Source organism: Ideonella livida, from assembly GCF_010499455.1.
GTDB classification, from domain to species: Bacteria; Pseudomonadota; Gammaproteobacteria; order Burkholderiales; family Burkholderiaceae_C; genus Ideonella; species Ideonella livida.
On sequence record NZ_JAAGOH010000013.1, the window covers coordinates 24,330 to 41,920 of the forward strand.

Below are 17,591 nucleotides of genomic sequence, written 5' to 3' on the forward strand. Positions count from 1 at the left end.
GACTCCATGGCCCTCTCACGCCGCCAGTTCGTCACCCAGTCCGCCACGCTGGCGGGCGCCTTTGCCGCCGGCGCCCTGGTGCCGACCTGGGCCCAGAACACCGACCTGGGCAACCCCACCCTGCCCGCACCGGGCTTTCGCCGCCACCGTCTGGGCCACCTGGAAATCCTGGCCCTGAACGATGGCGCAGCCCGACGCCCGCTGGGCGAGGAGTTCGTCCGCAACGCCCCGCTCAACAAGGTCCGCGCGCTGCTGGCCCTGCAAGGCCTGCCCACCGACTACATCGACATCCCGTTCACCCCCTTCGTGGTGGTGGCCGGCGGGCGCCGCATCCTGATCGACAGCGGCCTGGGCGACCTGGGCGGCCCGACCACCGGCAAATTGCTGGCGCAGTTGCAAGCGGCCGGCCTGCAGGCCGGGGACATCGACACCGTGCTGGTCAGCCACTTCCACGGCGACCACATCAACGGCCTGCGCCACAAGGCCGGCACCTGGACCTTCCCGAATGCGCAGATCTGGGTGCCCGCGCCGGAATACGGCTTCTGGATGGACGACGCCCGCATGGAGGCGGCCCCGGCGGCCATGAAGGGCGGCTTCCAGAACGCGCGGCGGGTCTTCGGCGGGCTGCCGGCCGAGCGCCTGCAGCGCTTCGAGCCGGGCACGGAACTGCTGCCGGGCGTGCGCAGCATGGCCGCCTACGGTCACACGCCCGGCCACACCCTGTTCGAGTTCGATGGCGGCGTGCGCGAGCGCTTCCTGTACCTGGCCGACCTGACCAACATCCCCTCGCTGTTCGCCCGCAGCCCGGACTGGGCGGTGCAGTTCGACATGGACGCCGAGGCGGCACGGCAGGTGCGCCGCCAGGTGTTCCAGAAGGTCGTCAGCGAAGGCCATCTGGTGGGCGGCTTCCACTTCCCCTTCCCGGCGCTGGGCCGCATGGTGGCCGAGGGCGAAGGCTACGAGTTCAAGCCCGTCTGAAGCCGGTCAAGGCGGCGACAATGCCGGCCCCCTGGCAGCCCCGCGCTGCCCTCTAGTGATGCCTCTTGCCGACATGACCTCCGCCACCGACCTGCTGAGCCTGCGCCCCCAGGACTACATCCGCGAACACATCCGCACCGTGCCGGACTGGCCGGCGGCCGGGGTGCAGTTCCGCGACATCACGCCGCTGCTGCAGAACCCGCGGGTGTTCCGGGTGCTGATCGACCAGTTCGTGCACCGCTACTTCGACATGCGGCCCGACGTGGTGGCCGGGCTGGACGCGCGCGGCTTCATCATCGGCTCGGTGTTGGCCTACGAGCTCAACGTGGGTTTTGTGCCGATCCGCAAGAAAGGCAAGCTGCCCTTCACCACGGTGGAGGAGACCTACGAACTGGAATACGGCAGCGCCACCGTGGAGCTGCACACCGACGCCGTCAAGCCGGGCGACCGGGTGCTGCTGATCGACGACCTGATCGCCACCGGCGGCACGATGATGGCCGGCAAGCGTCTGCTGGAGAAGCTGGGGGCCACCGTGATCGAAGGGGCCGCCATCGTCGACCTGCCCGAGCTGGGCGGCTCGGCCAAGCTGCATGCCGCCGGCCTGCCCCTCTACACGCTGGTGGACTTCGAGGGGCATTGAGCCCCCGGCGCCGCGGCCCTCAGCCGCCGGCTCAGCAGGGCAGCGGCACACCGCGCTCGTGGTGCAGGCGCACCCGGCGCGCCGCCACGCCGCCGGCTGCCCGCATCAGCTCCATGGCCAGCGTGGGCTGGCGCTGGGTCAGCTCCTCAAAGCGGGCGCGCGTCAGGCACCAGACCGAACAGGCGGACATGGCCTCGACCTGGGCCATGCGCGGCGCGCTGCCAAACAGGCTGAGCTCGCCGCAGACGGCCCCCGGGCGCAGGATGGAGATGCGCCGGCGCCCCTTGGTGGCGTCCGGCACATAGGCCTGCAGCGTGCCGGACTCCAGCAGGAACATGCTGTGGCCCTGCTCGCCGTAGTGGATGAGGATGGTGCCGCGCGGCACGAGTTCGGGCTGGAGGTAGTGCGCCAGCACGCCCCACTGTTGGTGGTCGAAACGCGCGTGGAACCCCTCTTCCAACCCCAGGGTCTGCACGGCTTGGACCAGTCTGTCGATGACCATGTTGCCTCCGGGACGCCTGACCTTGATCCAGGTCAGGCACTGACAAAGTGGGGGGATTATGGAAAGTCCACCCCCCTGAAGTCCAAGGCAGCCCGGCGCGCCCATCGGCGCAGGCTCTCCGCCCGTCGGCGGTGACAACATGGCCTCGCAGCGCTTACCGGCGGAAACAGCACGGCAGCCGGGGGGACTTCCGTCCCGCCCCGGCGCTCAGCGGCCGGCCGCCCGGCCGCGGGCCTCGGCCCGTGCCAGGGCACGGGCCTTGCCCAGACGCAGCACGTCCCCTTGGTAGGCGCGCAGAAAGCGGCGGAAGTCCGGGTCTTCGTAGCGGGCCTGGCCGGTCAGGGCCGCACGCAGCCAACCCCACACCACGGCCGCGCTGCCGATGAGCAGCGGCTTCTCATTGAGGCGGAAGAGCGCGCTGGCCAGCAGGTACAGGAAACCCGTGCCCATGAAGTACTGGCCAAAGCCGTGGCGCATGCGGCCGGTGAGGATGCCGGTCTGGCTGCTGCCCATGGGACGCAGGTGCTCAAAGCGCAGTTCGGGCTCATCCCAGCTGCAGGCCCGCCAGCCCATCATGCGGCAGCGGTGGCAGTCGATGCCGTCCCACATCACCTGCCGCACAAAGCCGCCCATGGCCTTGAACCGGTCGGTGCGGTAGAACTTGGTCATGCCCAGCGAGGTGTCGTCACCATGGCGCTCATGCACCAGCGCGCCCCGGGCATCCCGCACATAGGCCTTGCCGCTGCAGGTGGCCAGCAGCGGGTCCTCACGCATGTGCGCCATCAGGCGCTCAAAGTAGCGCGGGGGCAGGTCCAGGTCCAGGTCGAGCTTGCAGAGGAACTCGTAGGCGTCCACATCCACCGCACCGTAGCCGGTGTAGAAGGCGTCGATCACCCCCGGGCCCACGGCACGGTGGCCCCGGTCGGCGCGGGTGACGATGCGGATCCAGGGGTGGCGCTCGGCGTACTCGCGCAGGATGGCGGGGGTGGCGTCGGTGGAGCCGTCGTCCACGATCACCCACAGGGCCGGCTGCACCGATTGGGCCACCACGCTGTCCAGCGTGCGGCGCATGTAGTCGGCCTCGTTGCGGCAGGGGGAGATGAGCAGGTAGCCCTGGGCGGCGCGGCCGTCGGCGGCCTTGGCGTGGGAGGTCATGTCGCGTGGGTGGGGTAAAGGTCGTCAGGGCGCGGGGCGGCGGGCTCAGGTCCGGCCGGCGGCGGCCAGGGCGCGCCGGAAGTGTGCCGTCAACCGGTCCAGGTTGACCTGCTGGGAAAACTCGTCGAGCGCATGGCGGGCACCGGCTGCCCCCAGCCGCGACCGCAGCGCGGCGTCACCGGCCAGCCGCATCAGCTGGGCGGCCAGGCTGTCGGCGTGGCCGGGCTCGGCCAGCAGGCCGGTCTGGCCGTCCACCACCAGCTCGGGGATGCCCGACAGGCGGGTGGAGAGCACCGGCACGCCCTGGGACATGGCCTCCATCAGGGCCACGGGCACGCCGTCCATGTCGCCCTGGGCATCCACCTGGCAGGCCAGGGCGAAGACGTCCAGGCTGCCCAGCCAAGCCGCCACCTGGGCATGGCCCATGGCCCCCAGGAAACGCACCCGAGGCGCCACGCCCAGCGTCTGGGCCAGCGCCTGCAGCGGCTCGCGCAAGGGGCCGTCACCGGCAATGTCGAGCTGCAGGTCCTGGCCCTGGGCCACGGCCTGGGCGAGGGCGCGCAGCAGCACGTCCATGCCCTTCTTCTCGACCAGGCGGCCCAGGCTGCCCACGCGCAGCGGCGTGCCGGCGGCGGCCGCCGGGCGCGGCGCCCCGGCCTGAAGGCTCACGCCGCAGCGCACCACGGCCAGCCGCGCGTCGGGCACCCCCTGGGTCTGCAGATAACGCCGGTTGTAGTCGGAAATGGTCAGCAGGGCCTGGGCGCGGCGGGCCTTCTGGGGCAGCAGCAGCTTGCGCTCGAAGATGTCGTTGGCGTGGGCCGTGATGGTGAAGCCCAGCCCGGACAGGGCCGCGGCGTACATGCCGATCTGCGCCGGCACATGGGCAAAGTGGATGTGCAGGTGCACACAGCCACGCTGACGCAGCCAGCGGGCCAGGCGCAGGGCGGCCGCCCATTGCCAGACCAGTTTCCAGGCGGCCAGGCGGTGCGGGCCGACCCGCAGCACGTCCTGCACCAGCCAGCCCAGGGCACGGGCCAGGGCGACCGGATGGCGCAACGCGGTCCAGGCGCCACGGGCGGCGCCAGCCAGCAGGGCGGGCGCCCCGTCGTACAGCACGCGGGTGCGGGCCTGCAATGCCTCCTGCCCCCGCGCGGGCTGGGCCGGTCGGTGCACCGAGAAGGGGGCCACGGCCCAGCCACGACGCTCCAGCGCCGCGATCTCCTCGTAGACGAAGGTGGCCGACAGGCCATAGAGCTCGGGCGCCAGGTAGGCCACAGGGGCGCCGGGCGGGGCCTCAAGGGGGGCGTCAGACACCCCGGCAGGCGCCCTCTCGGGCGCCGGCGACGGCAGCGGCAGGGGACGGGTCATGGCCATCACTTGCCGATGCAGAAGCGGCTGAAGATCTCGCCCAGCAGGTCATCGGCGCTGAACTGCCCGGTGATGGCCTGCAGGGCCTGGTGGGCCAGGCGCAGCTCCTCGGCCAGCAGGTCCAGGGCCGCGTCGGCCTGGGCGGCCAGGTCGGCAGCCTGCTCCAGGTGGGCGGCGCAGCGGCGCAAGGCCTGCACATGCCGGGTGCGGGCGATGAAGACGCCCTCGGGCGCCGCCTGCCAGCCGGCCCGCTCCAGCAGGGCCTGGCGCAGGGCCTGCAGTCCCTGGCCGGTGCGGGCCGACAGGCACAACGGCTCCGCGCCCTGGGGACCGGGGGGCGGCGCGGCAGCGCCCGGCGCGTCGGCCTTGTTGTAGACCTGCAGCAGGCGTGCGGGATCGGCGGCGGCCAGCCGCTGGGCGATCTGCCGGTCGGCCGCCTGGTAGTCGGGGTCGTCCAGCCGGGTCAGGTCATGGAGGAAGACGATGGCGTCCGCCCCCTGGATGGACTCCCAGCTGCGGGCCATGCCGATTCGCTCGACCTCGTCGCTGGCCTGGGCCTCATCACGCAGGCCGGCGGTGTCGGTGATGTGGATGGGCACGCCTTCGATCTGCAGGGTCTCGCTGACCCGGTCGCGGGTGGTGCCGGCGATGGGGGTGACGATGGCCAGTTCGGCCCCGGCCAGGGCGTTGAGCAGGGAGCTCTTGCCCACGTTGGGCTGTCCGGCCAGTACCACGCGCAGGCCCTCGCGAAGCAGCGCGCCCTGGCGGGCGCGGCCCAGCACCGCCTGCACCGCCGACCGGATGCCCGCCAGCTGGCCCCGGGCGTCGGCCTTCTCCAGGAAGTCGATCTCCTCCTCGGGAAAGTCCAGCGTGGCCTCCACCAGCATGCGCAGGCGCACCAGCCGCTCGCTGACACCGCCAACCTCGCGGGAAAACTCGCCGGCCAGCGCCCGGCCGGCGGAACGGGCCGCGGCCTCGGTGCTGGCGTCGATCAGGTCGGCCACCGCCTCGGCCTGCGCCAGGTCCAGCTTGTCGTGCAGGAAAGCGCGTTCGGTGAACTCGCCCGGCTCGGCCAGCCGCAGCCCCATGCCGGCGCCGGCTTCCAGACAGCGGGCCAGCAGCAGCTGCAGCAGCACCGGCCCGCCATGGGCCTGCAGCTCGAGCACCTCTTCGCCGGTGTAGCTGTGGGGGGCAGGAAAGTGCAGCGCCAGCCCCTGGTCCAGCACCGCCCCATCGGCGGCGTGGAACGGCCCGTAGTGGGCATGCCGCGGCCGAAGCGGGCGCCGCAGCAGGGCCTGGACCAAGGGGCTGAGGTCGCGCCCGGAGGCGCGAACGATGCCCACCGCCCCACGCCCGGGGGCGGAGGCGATGGCCACGATGGGATCGAGGTGACGGCCTAACGACATGGGGCGATTGTCCCCGGGCGCGGGGAGGAGGCCGGACCTTGGCGCGGGGGGAGGCGCCGGCGGGAAAACCTACACCGCTGACCCGGGCGCCTCCAGGCTGGCCCAGACGGGCCAGGCAATGCCCCGCCCCGTGTTTTTCGGCTGCACGGCAGGGGACTTGAGGGCCCCACCGTCCGCCCTCCCGGGCGCGGCGAGGGTCAGCCCTTGGCGCGGTGGCGGTAGGGGTCGGGCAGCCCCAGGCCGGCCAGGATGGCGGTCTCCTCGGCCTCCATGGCCTCGGCATCGGCCTCGCCAGTTTCGTGGTCCCAGCCCTGGGCGTGCAGGGCGCCGTGCACCAGCAGGTGGGTGTAGTGCTCCAGCAGGTCCACGCCCAGCTCGGCGGCCTCGCGCTCGACCACAGGCGCGCACAACACCAGGTCGGCCACCACCACCGGCTCGGCGGCGTAGTCGAAGGTGAGCACGTTGGTGGCGTAGTCCTTCTGGCGGTAGGACTGGTTGAGGGCGCGCCCCTCCTCCTCGTCCACCAGCCGGACGGTGAACTCGCCCGGCGCGGCCAGGGCATGGCGCAGCGCCCGGATCACGCGGTGGCGGCTCAGCACCGCACGGTGACGGGGGTCGGCGAACTGCAGGGACAGGCTCAGCGCAGGCAAGGGGGCGGACATGGGGATGGCGTGGCAGGCAAGCGGTGGAGAAGGGACGGGCCCGGCGTTTCGGCGGAGGCGGCGGACTCGGGCGGGGTCAACCCGAGGTGATGGGGGTGGCGCGGGTCCGGCGCCGTGGTGCCACCGGCGCCGGTGCCGCGGCCGCCACGGGGGAGTCCACCGCCTTGCCCACCGCCTTGTCCACGGGCTTGGCCACAGACTTGCGCGGGCTTGGGCGCACAGGCTTGTCCACCGGGATGTCCACAGCCGGCGCGGGCCGGTCCTGCGCGTCATAGGCCTCCACGATGCGGGCCACCAGCGGGTGGCGCACCACGTCGGCCGAGGTGAAGCGCGTGCTGGCCACCCCCTTGACCCCTTGCAAGACGCGCACCGCATCCACCAAACCGCTGGGCGTGCCGCGCGGCAGGTCGATCTGACTCATGTCCCCGGTCACCACCGCCTTGGCCCCGAAGCCGATGCGGGTGAGGAACATCTTCATCTGCTCGGGGGTGGTGTTCTGCGCCTCGTCCAGGATGATGAAGGCGTGGTTGAGCGTGCGCCCGCGCATGAAGGCCAGGGGCGCGATCTCCAGCAGCCCCTTCTCAAAGGCCTTGGTGACGCGGTCGAAGCCCATCAGGTCGTACAGCGCGTCGTAGAGCGGCCGCAGGTAAGGATCGACCTTTTGCGTCAGGTCACCGGGCAGGAAGCCCAGGCGCTCGCCGGCCTCCACCGCCGGGCGGGTCAGGATGATGCGCTGCACATGGTTGCGCTCCAGCGCATCCACCGCGCAAGCCACCGCCAGAAAGGTCTTGCCGGTGCCGGCCGGGCCCACGCCCAGGGTCAGGTCGTGCGAGAGGATCTGGCGCAGGTACTGCACCTGGTGGGGCGTGCGGCCGCTCAGGTCGGCGCGCCGGGTGTGCAGCACGATGTCACCCTCGGGTGTGGCCGCGCGCGGCGCCGCCTGCCCACGGCGCAGGTCGTCCAGCATGAGCTGCAGCTGCTCGGGCGCAATCGGCTTGGACGCCCGCTCGTAGAGGGCCTGCAGCAGCTCCAGCACGGCCTCGGCGTCGCGTTGGCGGCCCTCCAGGCGGAAGGCGCCCTGACGGCGGTGGATGGTGACCGGCCGCACCGCCTCGATGGCGCGCAGATGCTCGTCCATGGGCCCGCACAAGTGGGCCAGGCGGATGTTGTCCAGGGGCGTGAAGGTGTGACGCAAAGGCATGGGCGCGGATTGTCGCCGCAGGGCTGCCCCGACACCCACCCATGAAAAAAGCCGCCCGTGGGCGGCTGTCGGACGCCAGGCCGCACGGGGCGGCCGGGCGCAGGCCGGAAGCGGCCTCAGATGGTGCAGGTGCCGGCAGCCTGGGCGTTCAGGGTATCGAGCAGGGCGCGGGCGTTGTCCAGGCGGGTGGCCTGGGCATAGTCCGGGCTGGCCACGCGGGTGGCCAGCTGGCTACGCAGGGCGGTCTTGACCTGGCCCTGGGCCGGGGCGGCACAGCCGGCGGTGGCCATCAGCGCATCCAGGTGCTCGCCTTCGCCGCGGGCCAGGTCCTGCTCCAGCTGGGCATAGCTGTGGAAGATGAAGGCGGCGGTCTTGGCCTGGCCACCCTTGCAGTTGTCGGCGGAGGACAAATCCGAGCTGATGGCGGTGGTGCCCCAGTCCCAGAGGATGTTGGAGGTCACGGCCGCCCAGCTGGTGTCGGCAAACAGCATGGCACCGATGCCGCACTGCGTGTAGACGTCAGCCAGCGGACGGGCCTGCACGGCCGGCGCGACGAAGGTGGAGGCGGCGCAGACGAGGGCGGCGGCGGTGAGCTTGAGTTTCACGAAATTTCCCTGGTGGAAGTGGTGGGGTGGCCGCACTTGGCTGTGCGGCGCGGCTGTTGTGGTCAACCGGGCGGAGCCCGGTAGCAAAGTGGAGCCCAGAAGCCTCCGGCCGTCAATCGACCGAAGGGAGCACCACCTCGGCGGCGCCACGGGCTGCCATCGGGTTCACCCTGACGCGCCGTACAGCCATGTGGCAGGGCCGGAAGTTGCAATTTCGCAACAAATCCCCCGTCAGCGGAAGAACTGCACCCCCACCTGCAGGCTGGCCGGGCTGGCGCCCTCCCGGTCCAGGCTCACGCGCCAGGTCTGCCCGGGCGCCGCGTCCGCCACCAGACCCAGGCGCTGGCCGCGCCAGACAGTCCCGTCGCCGCCACGCAGGTGCTGCCAGTCAGCCCAGGCGCCCACCCCGCCCTGGCGCCAGGTCGCGCCCAGCCAGGGCCCCACCCGGGGGGTCTCTCCCTCGCGCCAGCGGGCTTGCCCCATGAGCCAGATGTCCAGGCCGGACCAGGGGGCCGAGGCGGCGCCCAGGCCACCTTCGAGCGCCAGGCGCAGGGGGGCGGGCGCGCGGCCGGACGCCACCGGGACGGTGCGCCGGTCGACCCCCGCACGCAGGTGCCAGGACAGGCGGGAGAGCGGCCCGTCCAGGGCGCTGTAGCGCCCCAGCTTGAGAACCTGGAACAGGTCCGCCGCCTCCACCCGGACCGGACCGCCGGCGTCTTGCCGGTCGCGGCTGCGCCAGCGCAGGTGGCCGGCCACCAGCTCGCCCTGCGGCAGGCCATGGCGGCCCGCACGCTCGTAGGAGAACGCCGCCAGCTCCCCTTGCGCATGCCAGCCGGCCGCCCCGCGGCTGCGCCCCAGCCCCAGGCCGATCAGGGTGGGCGCATGGCCCAGTGCCGGCGAGGGCAGAGGCGTCATCTCCAGGGGCGGTTGGGCCCGCGCGGGCAGGCGCAAGCGGGCCAGCAGCAGGCGATCCTTGAGCTGCCGGGATTCGCTCTGGACGTCTGGAGACTGGGCGGCCAGCCGCACCTCGGCCCAGGCCAGCAGGGTCTCCAGCAGGGCTTGCTGCTGTGCCAGCGGCAAGGGATGCAGGGCGGGGCCCAGGGCATCGCCCAAGGCCTGCGGGCCGGCGGCCATGAGGCGACGGGCGGCCGCCTGGGCCTCGGGCGCCAGGCGGTCGAAGTGGGCCTGCAGCACCCGGTCGGCCGAGGGCTTGTACTGCGGTGGCTCGGCCAGCGTGGGTGCCTCAGGACGGTCCTCGCGGTGCAGGGCATGGAACAGCTCCACCGGGGCATACCAGGCGGTGGGTGCGTCGGCCACCGGGCGCCCGGTGGCCCAGGCCACCACCTCGGCCAGCCGCCAGCCGCAATTCTGGGTCAGGAAGTAGTAGTCGTAGGCCTGTCCCAGCAGCTCCCACAGGTGGAGCACCAACCGCGCCCGCTGCCCCTCGTCCAGGGCCAGCCGGTAAACCCACATGTCGCGGAACTCGGTGTGGGCATAGACCAGGTCGTTGGCATAGAAGGGCTTGTCGGAGAAGGTGGCCACATAGCCGCCGCTCAGGCCCTTGACCACATAGGGCAGCGCCCCTTCGCCGGGCGGGATGAGGGCCCCGAAGTTGACGCTGACGTCGGTGCGCCCGCCCACGCGGGCGCCGCTGCGGGTGTCCAGGCGCAACAGGGCATGGCCGAAGGTGGAGGCCGGGTTGCCCAGGTAGCCGCTGACCAGGATCAGGCTGACGCCGGTGAGTTCGTCCCAGCGCGCCCAGGCGGCCAGCGCGGCGCAGCCGGCGGGCAGGGGGCTGGATGCCGATGGCAGCAGACCCTGCTCCATCAACCAGAGCCGGCGGGCCGGCCAGCGGCAGGCCGCCGGCGCCCCGGCCCCTGGGGGCACCGGCCCGTCCAGCAGCTGCAGGGTGGCCTGCAGCTCGGCCAGCGGGTCCTGGTCGCCCTGGGGACTGGCAAAGAAGCCGGGGCTGCGGATGCGGCTGCGGCCGGCGGTCTCGTCCCAGTGCAGCAGCTGGCGCCATGCCGGGCTGTCGGCCCAGCGGCGCAGGTCCGGCCCTGCGTCCGGTGCCGCGGGCAGGGCCTGGGCGCCGGCAGGCCCGAGCCCGGCGCACGCCAGCGCCCAGCCCGCCAACCAGCGCCCTGGGCGCCCCCACCGGCAGACTGGCGCCCTCCCGCCCGGTCTTTCTCGCAAGTTCATGCCGGCAGTATCGCGGCAGGCCCGCTGGCTATGATCCCGCCCCATGATCGGACGTCTGACCGGCCTGGTGGCCGAGAAATCCCCGCCCCTGGTGCTGATTGATGTGGGGGGCGTGGGCTATGAGGTGGATGTGCCCATGAGCACGTTCTGCGTGCTGCCGGGCCTGGGCGAGAAGGTCACGCTGCTGACCCATCTGGTGGTGCGCGAGGACGCGCACCTGCTCTACGGTTTCCTGACGGTGGCCGAGCGGGCCACCTTCCGCGAGCTGGTGCGGATCTCGGGCATCGGGCCGCGCACCGCGCTGGCCATCCTCTCAGGCCTGTCGGTGACCGACCTGGCCGGGGCGGTGAGCCGGCAGGAGGGCGCACGCCTGCAGAAGGTGCCGGGCATCGGCAAGAAGACGGCGGAGCGCCTGCTGCTGGAACTCAAGGGCAAGCTGGGCCCCGACCTGAGCCTGCCGGGCACCGCCGGGCCGGTGGACGATGTGCAGCTGGACATCCAGCAGGCGCTGATGGCCCTGGGCTACAACGACAAGGACGCCAGTGCCGCACTCAAGAAGCTGCCGCTGGGCGTGGGGGTGAGCGAGGGCATCAAGCTGGCGCTCAAGGCCCTGGGCTGAGGACCGCTCAGCGCCCCTCGCCGCCCTGTGGCAGCGGGGGCAGCACAGGCGGTGCCGGCAGGGGGGGCAGCACCACCGGCGCACTGGCCGCGGGCGCTGCCGCCTCGGGCACCGTGGCAACAGCAGCAGGACCCCGCGCGGGATCGGCCCCGGGGTCACGACTGGCCGCGGCGCCCGCCTCGCTGGCGCGCACGCCCGAGGCTGGCCGGGTGGTGGCAGGTCGCTGAGGCGCCGGCACCACCACGCCCGGCAAAGGGTTGACGGTGCGCAGCGGGGCCGCGCCGGGCACGCCAGCCAGCGGGTCCTCGGGCCGGCGGTCCACCGCATCGGCCAGGCCGCTGTCGCCACCCAGGGCCAGGTACAGCCGCATCTGGGCGCCCAGCAGGTCGCGCCGGCCCTTGGCCAGCGCCAGCACGCTGTCGCGCTTCTGGCGGCGCTGCTCCAGCCAGGGCATGGCATTGCTCAGGCCGGCCTCAAAGCGCGCCTTGGCCACCCGCTCGGCCCGGTCGGCCAACGCGGCGCCGCGGGTCAGGCGGGCCACCCGTTCCACCAGATAGGGGCGCTCCGCCAAGGCGTTCTCCACCTCGGACAGGGCGCTCATGACGGTATGACGGTACTGCAGGGCGGCTTCCTCGGCCCGGGAATACTCGGCCTCCAGGTCCAGGGCGCGCCGCTCCCCTTCCAGAAGTGGCAACAGCAGGCCGCTGCCCAGGCTCAGGGTGGGATTGCTCAGGATCTTGAGCCAGCGTTCGCTGCTGGCCGACAGGCTGGCACTCAACTCCAGGCCGGGGTAGAGCCGGGCGCGGGCTTCGTCCACCGCCAGAAATTGGGCGCGCAGCCGCGCCTCGGCCGCGCGCACGTCGGGTCGGCGGGCCACCACCGCGGCCGGATCCCCCGCCGGCAGGGGCGGCAGGCCTTCGCGGGGCACCATCAGCCCTTCGCCGGCGGGTGGCTCGGGCCAGGCGCCCAGCAGCAGCGAGAGGGCCTGGCGCGCGGTGCCGCGGTTGCGTCGCAGCTCCAGGCGCTGCAGGTGCAGGCTGTCGAGCAGCTGCTCAATCTCGGTCACGTCGGTCTCGGGCACGGCGCCGGCCTTGTGGCGCACCCGCACGATGGTGAGCATCCACTCGACATCGCGCACCTCGGCGTCCAGCAGCGCCAGCTGCTCGTTGGCCAGGCACAGCTCCCAGTGCTGGGCCGTGACCTCGCCCACCAGAGCCAGGGCGGTGGCCAGGCGGTCTTCCTGGGTGGCCAGGGCCTCGAACTCGGCGGCGGTGCGGGCAGCGGCCAGGCGGCCCCACAGGTCGACCTCGTAGCTCAGCCCGGCGGAGAGGTCCAGGGTGGCGGTGCCGCCGCCCTGGCGCATAGGCTGGTCCAGCGACACGTCCACCCCGGCGCTGGCGCTGGGCCAGCGGCTGGCAGAGGCCTGGCGCAGGGCCAGGCGGGCACGGTGCAGGCGCTCCAGCGCCACCGACATCCGGACGTTGCTGCGCAGCGCCTGCTCCACAAAGCGCTCCAGCGCCGGGTCCTCAAAGCCCAGCCACCAGCGCGGCTGGATGCTCAGGCCCTCGTCGTCGTCGGGTTGGTGCCAGGCTTCGGGCACCGGCACCGACGGCATCTCGGGCGTCGGGGTGGCAGGCGGGCTGATCAGGGCGCACCCCCCCAGCAGCAGGGCCAGCAGGCTGACCATGAAGGGGGGCGGCAGAGGCCGCGCGGGCGGGCGCGGCATCAGGGGCGGCGGCACAGGCATGGGGAGGTTGAGGCCGGCGCGGCGCCGGCGGAAGCGGGCGCGGATTGTGCCGCGCGGCGCCCCGCACGGCCAACGCCCGAGGCCGGCGACGGGTTGACCGGGCCTCCCCGGCCCGTCAGTGCCCGTGGTGGGCGTTGCCACCCGCCGGCGCCGCCGCCGCGCCCAGCGGGCGCACCGGCAGGCTCAGCTGCAGGGTTTCCTGCCGGCCGCCCGACTCCACCACCAGGGTCAGCGGCACGTCCTGCCCGGCGGGCAGGGCCTGCTTGAGGGCCATGAGCATGATGTGGAAGCCCCCCGGCTTGAGCTCCACCGCCTTGCCGGCGGGCAGCTCCAGGAAGGGCACGGCTGCCATGCGCATGACGTTGCCTTCCATCTTCATCTCGTGGATCTCCACCACGCCCGCCACCGGCGAGGCGGCCGACACCAGGCGCCCCCCCTGGGCCGAGGTGATCTGCAGGAAGGCGCCGGTGGCCTTCTGCTGGGCCACGGTGCCCCGGACCCAGCCATCCTTGACGGTGGTCTGGGCACTGGCGGCCAGCGGGGCGAGCAGCGCGGTCAGCAGGCAGGCGGTGGTCAGCAGGGATCGCATGGTCAGGTCCTGTAGGTCATGGGCAGGTGGTCAGGCCGCCTCGGGCGCCTGGGGCTGGCGCAGCAGGCCATCGCTGCGCGTCATGCCGGTGGGCCACTCCACCTCACGCAGACGGGCCAGGCTGAAGCTGGCGCTCTGGCGTTGGCGGGTGTCCAGGATCTGGGTACGGCGCAGGTTGGCAAAGATGCGCGAGACGGTTTCGGGCGCGGTATCCAGGATGGCGGCCATGTCCTTGAGCGTGGGCAGGGCCAGCTCGGCCACGGTGCCGCTCCAGGGCATGTCGGCCGGCACCAGCAGCAGCAGCAGGTGCTTGAGCCTGTCCTGGGCTGGTCCGGTGCGCAGGGCCACCAGGTCCTCGATGCGCCGCTGCTGTTGCGCCAGGCCTTCAACCAGGATCAGGCGGCGTTCGGCCTCGGTCACCGGCTGGCGGGCCACGGCGCGGCTGGGCACCAGGGCCCGCGCGGTGTAGGCATAGGGGTAGGCGGCCAGCAGCTCCAGGCCCAGCAGGTCGCCCGGCAGCACCAGCTGCATGAAGCGCGGGCCCTCGCGGCTGACGCGGTCCAGGCGCAACGCACCCGTCTGGAGCTGCCACACCGGGCCCATGCCGCCGGCCTCGAAAAGCACCTCACCCACCTGAAGTTCCTGTTCGGGGGCGAGGGGAGCGGCAAGCGTGGCAGAAGGCGTCATGGCGAGGTACTGCAAAGCCGTGCGGCACGTGGCCGCCGGCCAAGTCTGATTCAGGTCAAGCGAAGGCCCGGGTTTATACCGAGTTCCGGGCCACAAGGCCATTGCGCTGTATCAATCACGCCACCCTCAGTGCTGATGGGCCGCGGTGTTGCCGGCCTCACGCAGGCGCATGACCCAGACCCGGATCTCCTGCGTGCCGGCACGCTCGAAGCGCAGGGTCAGCGGAATGCGGTCGCCGTGCTGGAGCGGCTGCTTCAACCCGATGAGCATCAAGTGCCAGCTGCCGCCATGCTTGAGGGACACCTCCCCCTGCGCTGGCACGGGCACGGCCTCCACCGCCCGCATGCGCATGACCTGGGTGGCCGGATCCAGCGTCATCTGGTGGATCTCCACCGACTGGGCCACGGGGGTGCTGGCGCCCAGCAGCCGCTCGGGCTGGTCACCGCCATTGCGCAGGGTGCGGATGTAGACGCTGCCGTCAGGCTGTCCGGTGATGGACGGTGGCGCATAGGGGTGGTCGACGACCAGCGTGCCAAAGCGGTAGTCGTGGGCCAGGGCGCCCAGGGGGGCCAGGGCCAGCACGACGGCGCCCGCACCGGCCATCAGCAGGCCCGCGGCACGACGTCGGTCACGGTCTGCCACCACGGTGGGCCCAGCACGCAAAAAGGAAAAGGACATGAGGTCTCCTACGGATGGGTGAGCAGGCATGCACCACCGGGAAATGAGCAGTCGGTCATCAGTGTCCTTCGAGAAGCGTGGGCCTGTCCCAGGTCAGTCGAAGAGCACCCCAGGGCTGTGGGGACTGCCCGGAGGCCCGCTCCTGCCCCACCTCCAACGTCAGGCCCAGCGCCTGCTGCCAGCGCCACTGCAAGGTGGCGGTGGCTCGATGCACGGCCACTGCCTCAGCCAGTCCCGCGGCGGCAGCCAGCTCCGCGGGCGCCCGCCCAGCCACCCGGTTGCGAGGAACCAGTCGCTCCAAGCGCCCGCCTGTGCGCCAGTCCTCGCCCCAACGCCACTGCAGGTCGACCCAGGCGCCCTGCACGTCGCTGCGCAGCTCCGCCTCGCGGGTGGCGTCATAGAGGGCGCCGCGTTCGCGGCGCCACAGCCACGCCCCCTGCAGCAGGAGCCGGTCTGCCATCCAGCCGTCCACAGCCGCCGACACACCCAGCACCGTACTGCGACCCGAGAAGCAGACCCTCCCAGTGGTCGTGTCGCGGCAGTCCGGCACGCCGTGGTGGTGAGCCGGCATGCCATCGGCCATCAGGGCGGTGGCGCCTCGCGCCTGCGGACGCCAGTGGGCCGCCAAGCCATGCAGCGTCGCATGGCCATGTCCCCATTGGGCCAGCAGGCTGGGTGCCCACGCCCCGGCCTGGCTGCCCGGAAAACCGCGTCCTCGCCATAGCCCGACAGACAACGCCTGCCAGCCATCCTCCGGTGGCGGCCGCCACGACAGACGCAGGCCGTCCTCAGGCTCAGCGTCTCCCAGCGCGGCGCGATGCGCCAAGGGCTTCTGCCCATAGTCCTGCAGGCGTGCGGCGCCGTCCACCACATCGCCCAGGCCCATGGGCTGCCGGCCCAACCGCAACGCCCATTGGGCGCCGGCGATCTGGTGCCGGGTCTCGACCAGGGCGGATTCCGTGCGAAGGGGCTCTCCATCGTGCCCGGCCAGCGACCAGGCCCCAGCCCAGGACTCATGCCAACGCCAGGCACCGAGCAATTCAGCCTGCTGCAGCACCAGGCGACCTGCCTGGTTGTCAGGGGCACCGCCGGTGAGCAACACCCCAGGGTGGCGGGCCACCGGCCAGTCCGAAGCGGACCGTGTGTGGGCCAGAGCCGCGGCAGCCCCAACCTGCCAGCCCAACTCTTCCGGGGTAACGGCCTGCGTACCACCATGCGCACGGGCCGACGGCAACCAAGCGACCGACATCACGGCCGCCGCCCACACCAGGCCACGTACGGGCCACAGAAGGACCTCAGCGCGCATGGCGGCCTCCGGCCTGAGCCGCCGTCGCCGGCAGGCGGGCGGCGGCAAAGGGATCGGCGTGGCGGACATGGGCCAGAAAGGTCTCATCGGTCAGCGTCTTGAGAAAGGCCACCAGGTCCGCCTTGTCCTGCACACTCAGATCGATCCGCGACACCAGATCGCTCTTGTAGGGGTTGGCACGGCCATCCCCCGCGTGCGGCCCCGTGGCAATGACGGTGCCGCCATTGGCATAGTGGTCGAGCACATCCTCCAGCGTGGCCTTGCTGCCGTCGTGCATGTAGGGCGCGGTGACAGCCACGTTGCGCAAGCTGGGGGCGCGGAACATGCCCATGTCGGCAGGCTTCTGCGACACCTCGAACACCCCGCGGTTGGGAAACGGAAAACCTCCCGCACCGTCTATGTTGTAGAGACCGGTGTTGTGGAAAGGGATCGAGACGGTGCGGCTGCCGGCGTGCCGCACTTGGTCATTGAAGTTGAATTCGGCGTGGCAATGAAAGCACTCCGCCTTCTCGCCGTTGAACAGCGCCATGCCGCGCAACTCCTGCTCGGTCAGCACCTCCCGCCCTTGCTGCCAACGGTCGTACCGGCTGTCGGCGGAGATCAGGCTGCGCTCAAACGCAGCGATGGCCTTGATGATGGCGCGGAAGGTGATGCGTTCGCCCGCCTCGTCGGGAAAGGCTGCGGCAAACAGCGCCGGATAGGCCGAATCGCCTCGAAAGCGTGCCAGCACAGTGTCCTGGTTGCCATTGTTGATGCCCATCTCGACCGGGTTCTCGCCAAACAGCGGCACCTCCATCTGCCGCTCCAGCGTCTGCAGCAGCGGATTGGCCCAGGTCAGCGTGGCATGGAAGGCCACATTGGCCAGGCCCTGGGCATTGCGCGGATGCGCTTCCCCCGTGGATCCCAGGGCCGTGGCGCGTCCGTCGGTGAAGCCCAGGGCCTGCACATGGCAGCCAGCGCAGGCCTGCTGCCCGTTGCCCGACAGCCGTTTGTCGAAGAACAGCTGCCGCCCCAGCGCCACCTTGGCGCGCGACATGGGGTTGTCCGCCGGGACCGCCGGCACGGGGAAGTGGGACGGCAGACCCGCGTCGGCGGCCCAATCCCAATCGGGGTCAGCGCTGGAGGTGGTCACCACCTCGGTGCCGGCACCGCCGCAGCCCGTCACGGCCAGGGCCAGCAGGGCAGCACCGAGCCGCACGGCCAACGCCATCCCGCCGCCCAGGGGGCGGGTCAGGGCAAGGTCTTTCAT

General features: G+C 72.2%; 17 protein-coding genes. 3 read left to right on the forward strand and 14 right to left on the reverse strand.

Going from position 1 to position 17,591, the window contains the following annotated elements; all coding sequences use genetic code 11:
- Positions 1-6 precede the first annotated feature (6 nt).
- Both G3A44_RS12005 and G3A44_RS12010 read left to right on the forward strand, forming a co-directional pair.
- Positions 7-978 (forward strand): MBL fold metallo-hydrolase, encoded by a 972-nt coding sequence (locus G3A44_RS12005; RefSeq protein WP_163457764.1) that lies wholly within the window; start codon positions 7-9, stop codon positions 976-978.
- A 73-nt stretch (positions 979-1,051) separates the two neighbouring features.
- Positions 1,052-1,618, forward strand: coding sequence for an adenine phosphoribosyltransferase (locus G3A44_RS12010; RefSeq protein WP_163457765.1), 567 nt, complete (start codon positions 1,052-1,054; stop codon positions 1,616-1,618).
- 31 nt (positions 1,619-1,649) lie between these two features.
- Here the strand turns inward: G3A44_RS12010 and G3A44_RS12015 are convergent, their stop codons facing one another.
- The 8 genes from G3A44_RS12015 to G3A44_RS12050 form a co-directional block, all read right to left on the reverse strand.
- Positions 1,650-2,120 (reverse strand): cyclic nucleotide-binding domain-containing protein, encoded by a 471-nt coding sequence (locus G3A44_RS12015; protein ID WP_163457766.1) that lies wholly within the window; start codon positions 2,118-2,120, stop codon positions 1,650-1,652.
- 207 nt (positions 2,121-2,327) lie between these two features.
- A complete protein-coding gene (locus G3A44_RS12020; protein WP_163457767.1) occupies positions 2,328-3,275 on the reverse strand; it encodes a glycosyltransferase family 2 protein in 948 nt (315 codons plus the stop codon).
- 45 nt (positions 3,276-3,320) lie between these two features.
- Positions 3,321-4,643: a glycosyltransferase family 4 protein gene (locus tag G3A44_RS12025; protein ID WP_163457768.1), complete on the reverse strand. Its 1,323-nt coding sequence runs from the start codon at positions 4,641-4,643 to the stop codon at positions 3,321-3,323.
- A 5-nt stretch (positions 4,644-4,648) separates the two neighbouring features.
- Positions 4,649-6,049: a tRNA uridine-5-carboxymethylaminomethyl(34) synthesis GTPase MnmE gene (gene mnmE, locus G3A44_RS12030; RefSeq protein ID WP_163457769.1), complete on the reverse strand. Its 1,401-nt coding sequence runs from the start codon at positions 6,047-6,049 to the stop codon at positions 4,649-4,651.
- A 197-nt stretch (positions 6,050-6,246) separates the two neighbouring features.
- Positions 6,247-6,711: an rRNA maturation RNase YbeY gene (gene ybeY / locus G3A44_RS12035; protein ID WP_163457770.1), complete on the reverse strand. Its 465-nt coding sequence runs from the start codon at positions 6,709-6,711 to the stop codon at positions 6,247-6,249.
- Between the two features lie 76 nt (positions 6,712-6,787).
- Positions 6,788-7,912, reverse strand: a complete 1,125-nt coding sequence (locus G3A44_RS12040) for a PhoH family protein (RefSeq protein WP_163457771.1) — start codon at positions 7,910-7,912, stop codon at positions 6,788-6,790.
- A gap of 116 nt (positions 7,913-8,028) precedes the next feature.
- Complete coding sequence (locus G3A44_RS12045) at positions 8,029-8,517, reverse strand: DUF3015 family protein (protein WP_163457772.1); 489 nt, start codon at positions 8,515-8,517, stop codon at positions 8,029-8,031.
- 231 nt (positions 8,518-8,748) lie between these two features.
- A complete protein-coding gene (locus G3A44_RS12050; RefSeq protein WP_163457773.1) occupies positions 8,749-10,650 on the reverse strand; it encodes an Lnb N-terminal periplasmic domain-containing protein in 1,902 nt (633 codons plus the stop codon).
- Positions 10,651-10,759: 109 nt separating this feature from the next.
- On the opposite strand from G3A44_RS12050, the gene ruvA reads away from it, so the two are divergent.
- Complete coding sequence (gene ruvA, locus G3A44_RS12055) at positions 10,760-11,335, forward strand: Holliday junction branch migration protein RuvA (RefSeq protein ID WP_163457774.1); 576 nt, start codon at positions 10,760-10,762, stop codon at positions 11,333-11,335.
- Between the two features lie 7 nt (positions 11,336-11,342).
- On the opposite strand, the gene G3A44_RS12060 is transcribed toward ruvA, so the two are convergent.
- The 6 genes from G3A44_RS12060 to G3A44_RS12085 all read right to left on the reverse strand — a co-directional run bounded on the left by G3A44_RS12060 (position 11,343) and on the right by G3A44_RS12085 (position 17,591).
- Positions 11,343-13,061, reverse strand: coding sequence for a TolC family protein (locus G3A44_RS12060; protein WP_163457775.1), 1,719 nt, complete (start codon positions 13,059-13,061; stop codon positions 11,343-11,345).
- Positions 13,062-13,197: 136 nt separating this feature from the next.
- Positions 13,198-13,671 carry a copper chaperone PCu(A)C gene (locus G3A44_RS12065; protein WP_163457776.1) on the reverse strand — a complete coding sequence of 158 codons (474 nt, stop codon included), beginning with the start codon at positions 13,669-13,671 and terminating at the stop codon, positions 13,198-13,200.
- Positions 13,672-13,701: 30 nt separating this feature from the next.
- On the reverse strand, positions 13,702-14,358 hold the full coding sequence (locus G3A44_RS12070) for a Crp/Fnr family transcriptional regulator (protein ID WP_163457777.1): 657 nt from the start codon (positions 14,356-14,358) through the stop codon (positions 13,702-13,704).
- A 126-nt stretch (positions 14,359-14,484) separates the two neighbouring features.
- Positions 14,485-15,036 (reverse strand): copper chaperone PCu(A)C, encoded by a 552-nt coding sequence (locus G3A44_RS12075; protein ID WP_163457778.1) that lies wholly within the window; start codon positions 15,034-15,036, stop codon positions 14,485-14,487.
- Between the two features lie 58 nt (positions 15,037-15,094).
- Positions 15,095-16,156 (reverse strand): hypothetical protein, encoded by a 1,062-nt coding sequence (locus tag G3A44_RS12080; protein WP_163457779.1) that lies wholly within the window; start codon positions 16,154-16,156, stop codon positions 15,095-15,097.
- Between the two features lie 175 nt (positions 16,157-16,331).
- The gene (locus G3A44_RS12085) at positions 16,332-17,591 is read right to left on the reverse strand and encodes a methanobactin export MATE transporter MbnM (protein ID WP_163457780.1); all 1,260 of its coding nucleotides are present in this window, start codon (positions 17,589-17,591) and stop codon (positions 16,332-16,334) included.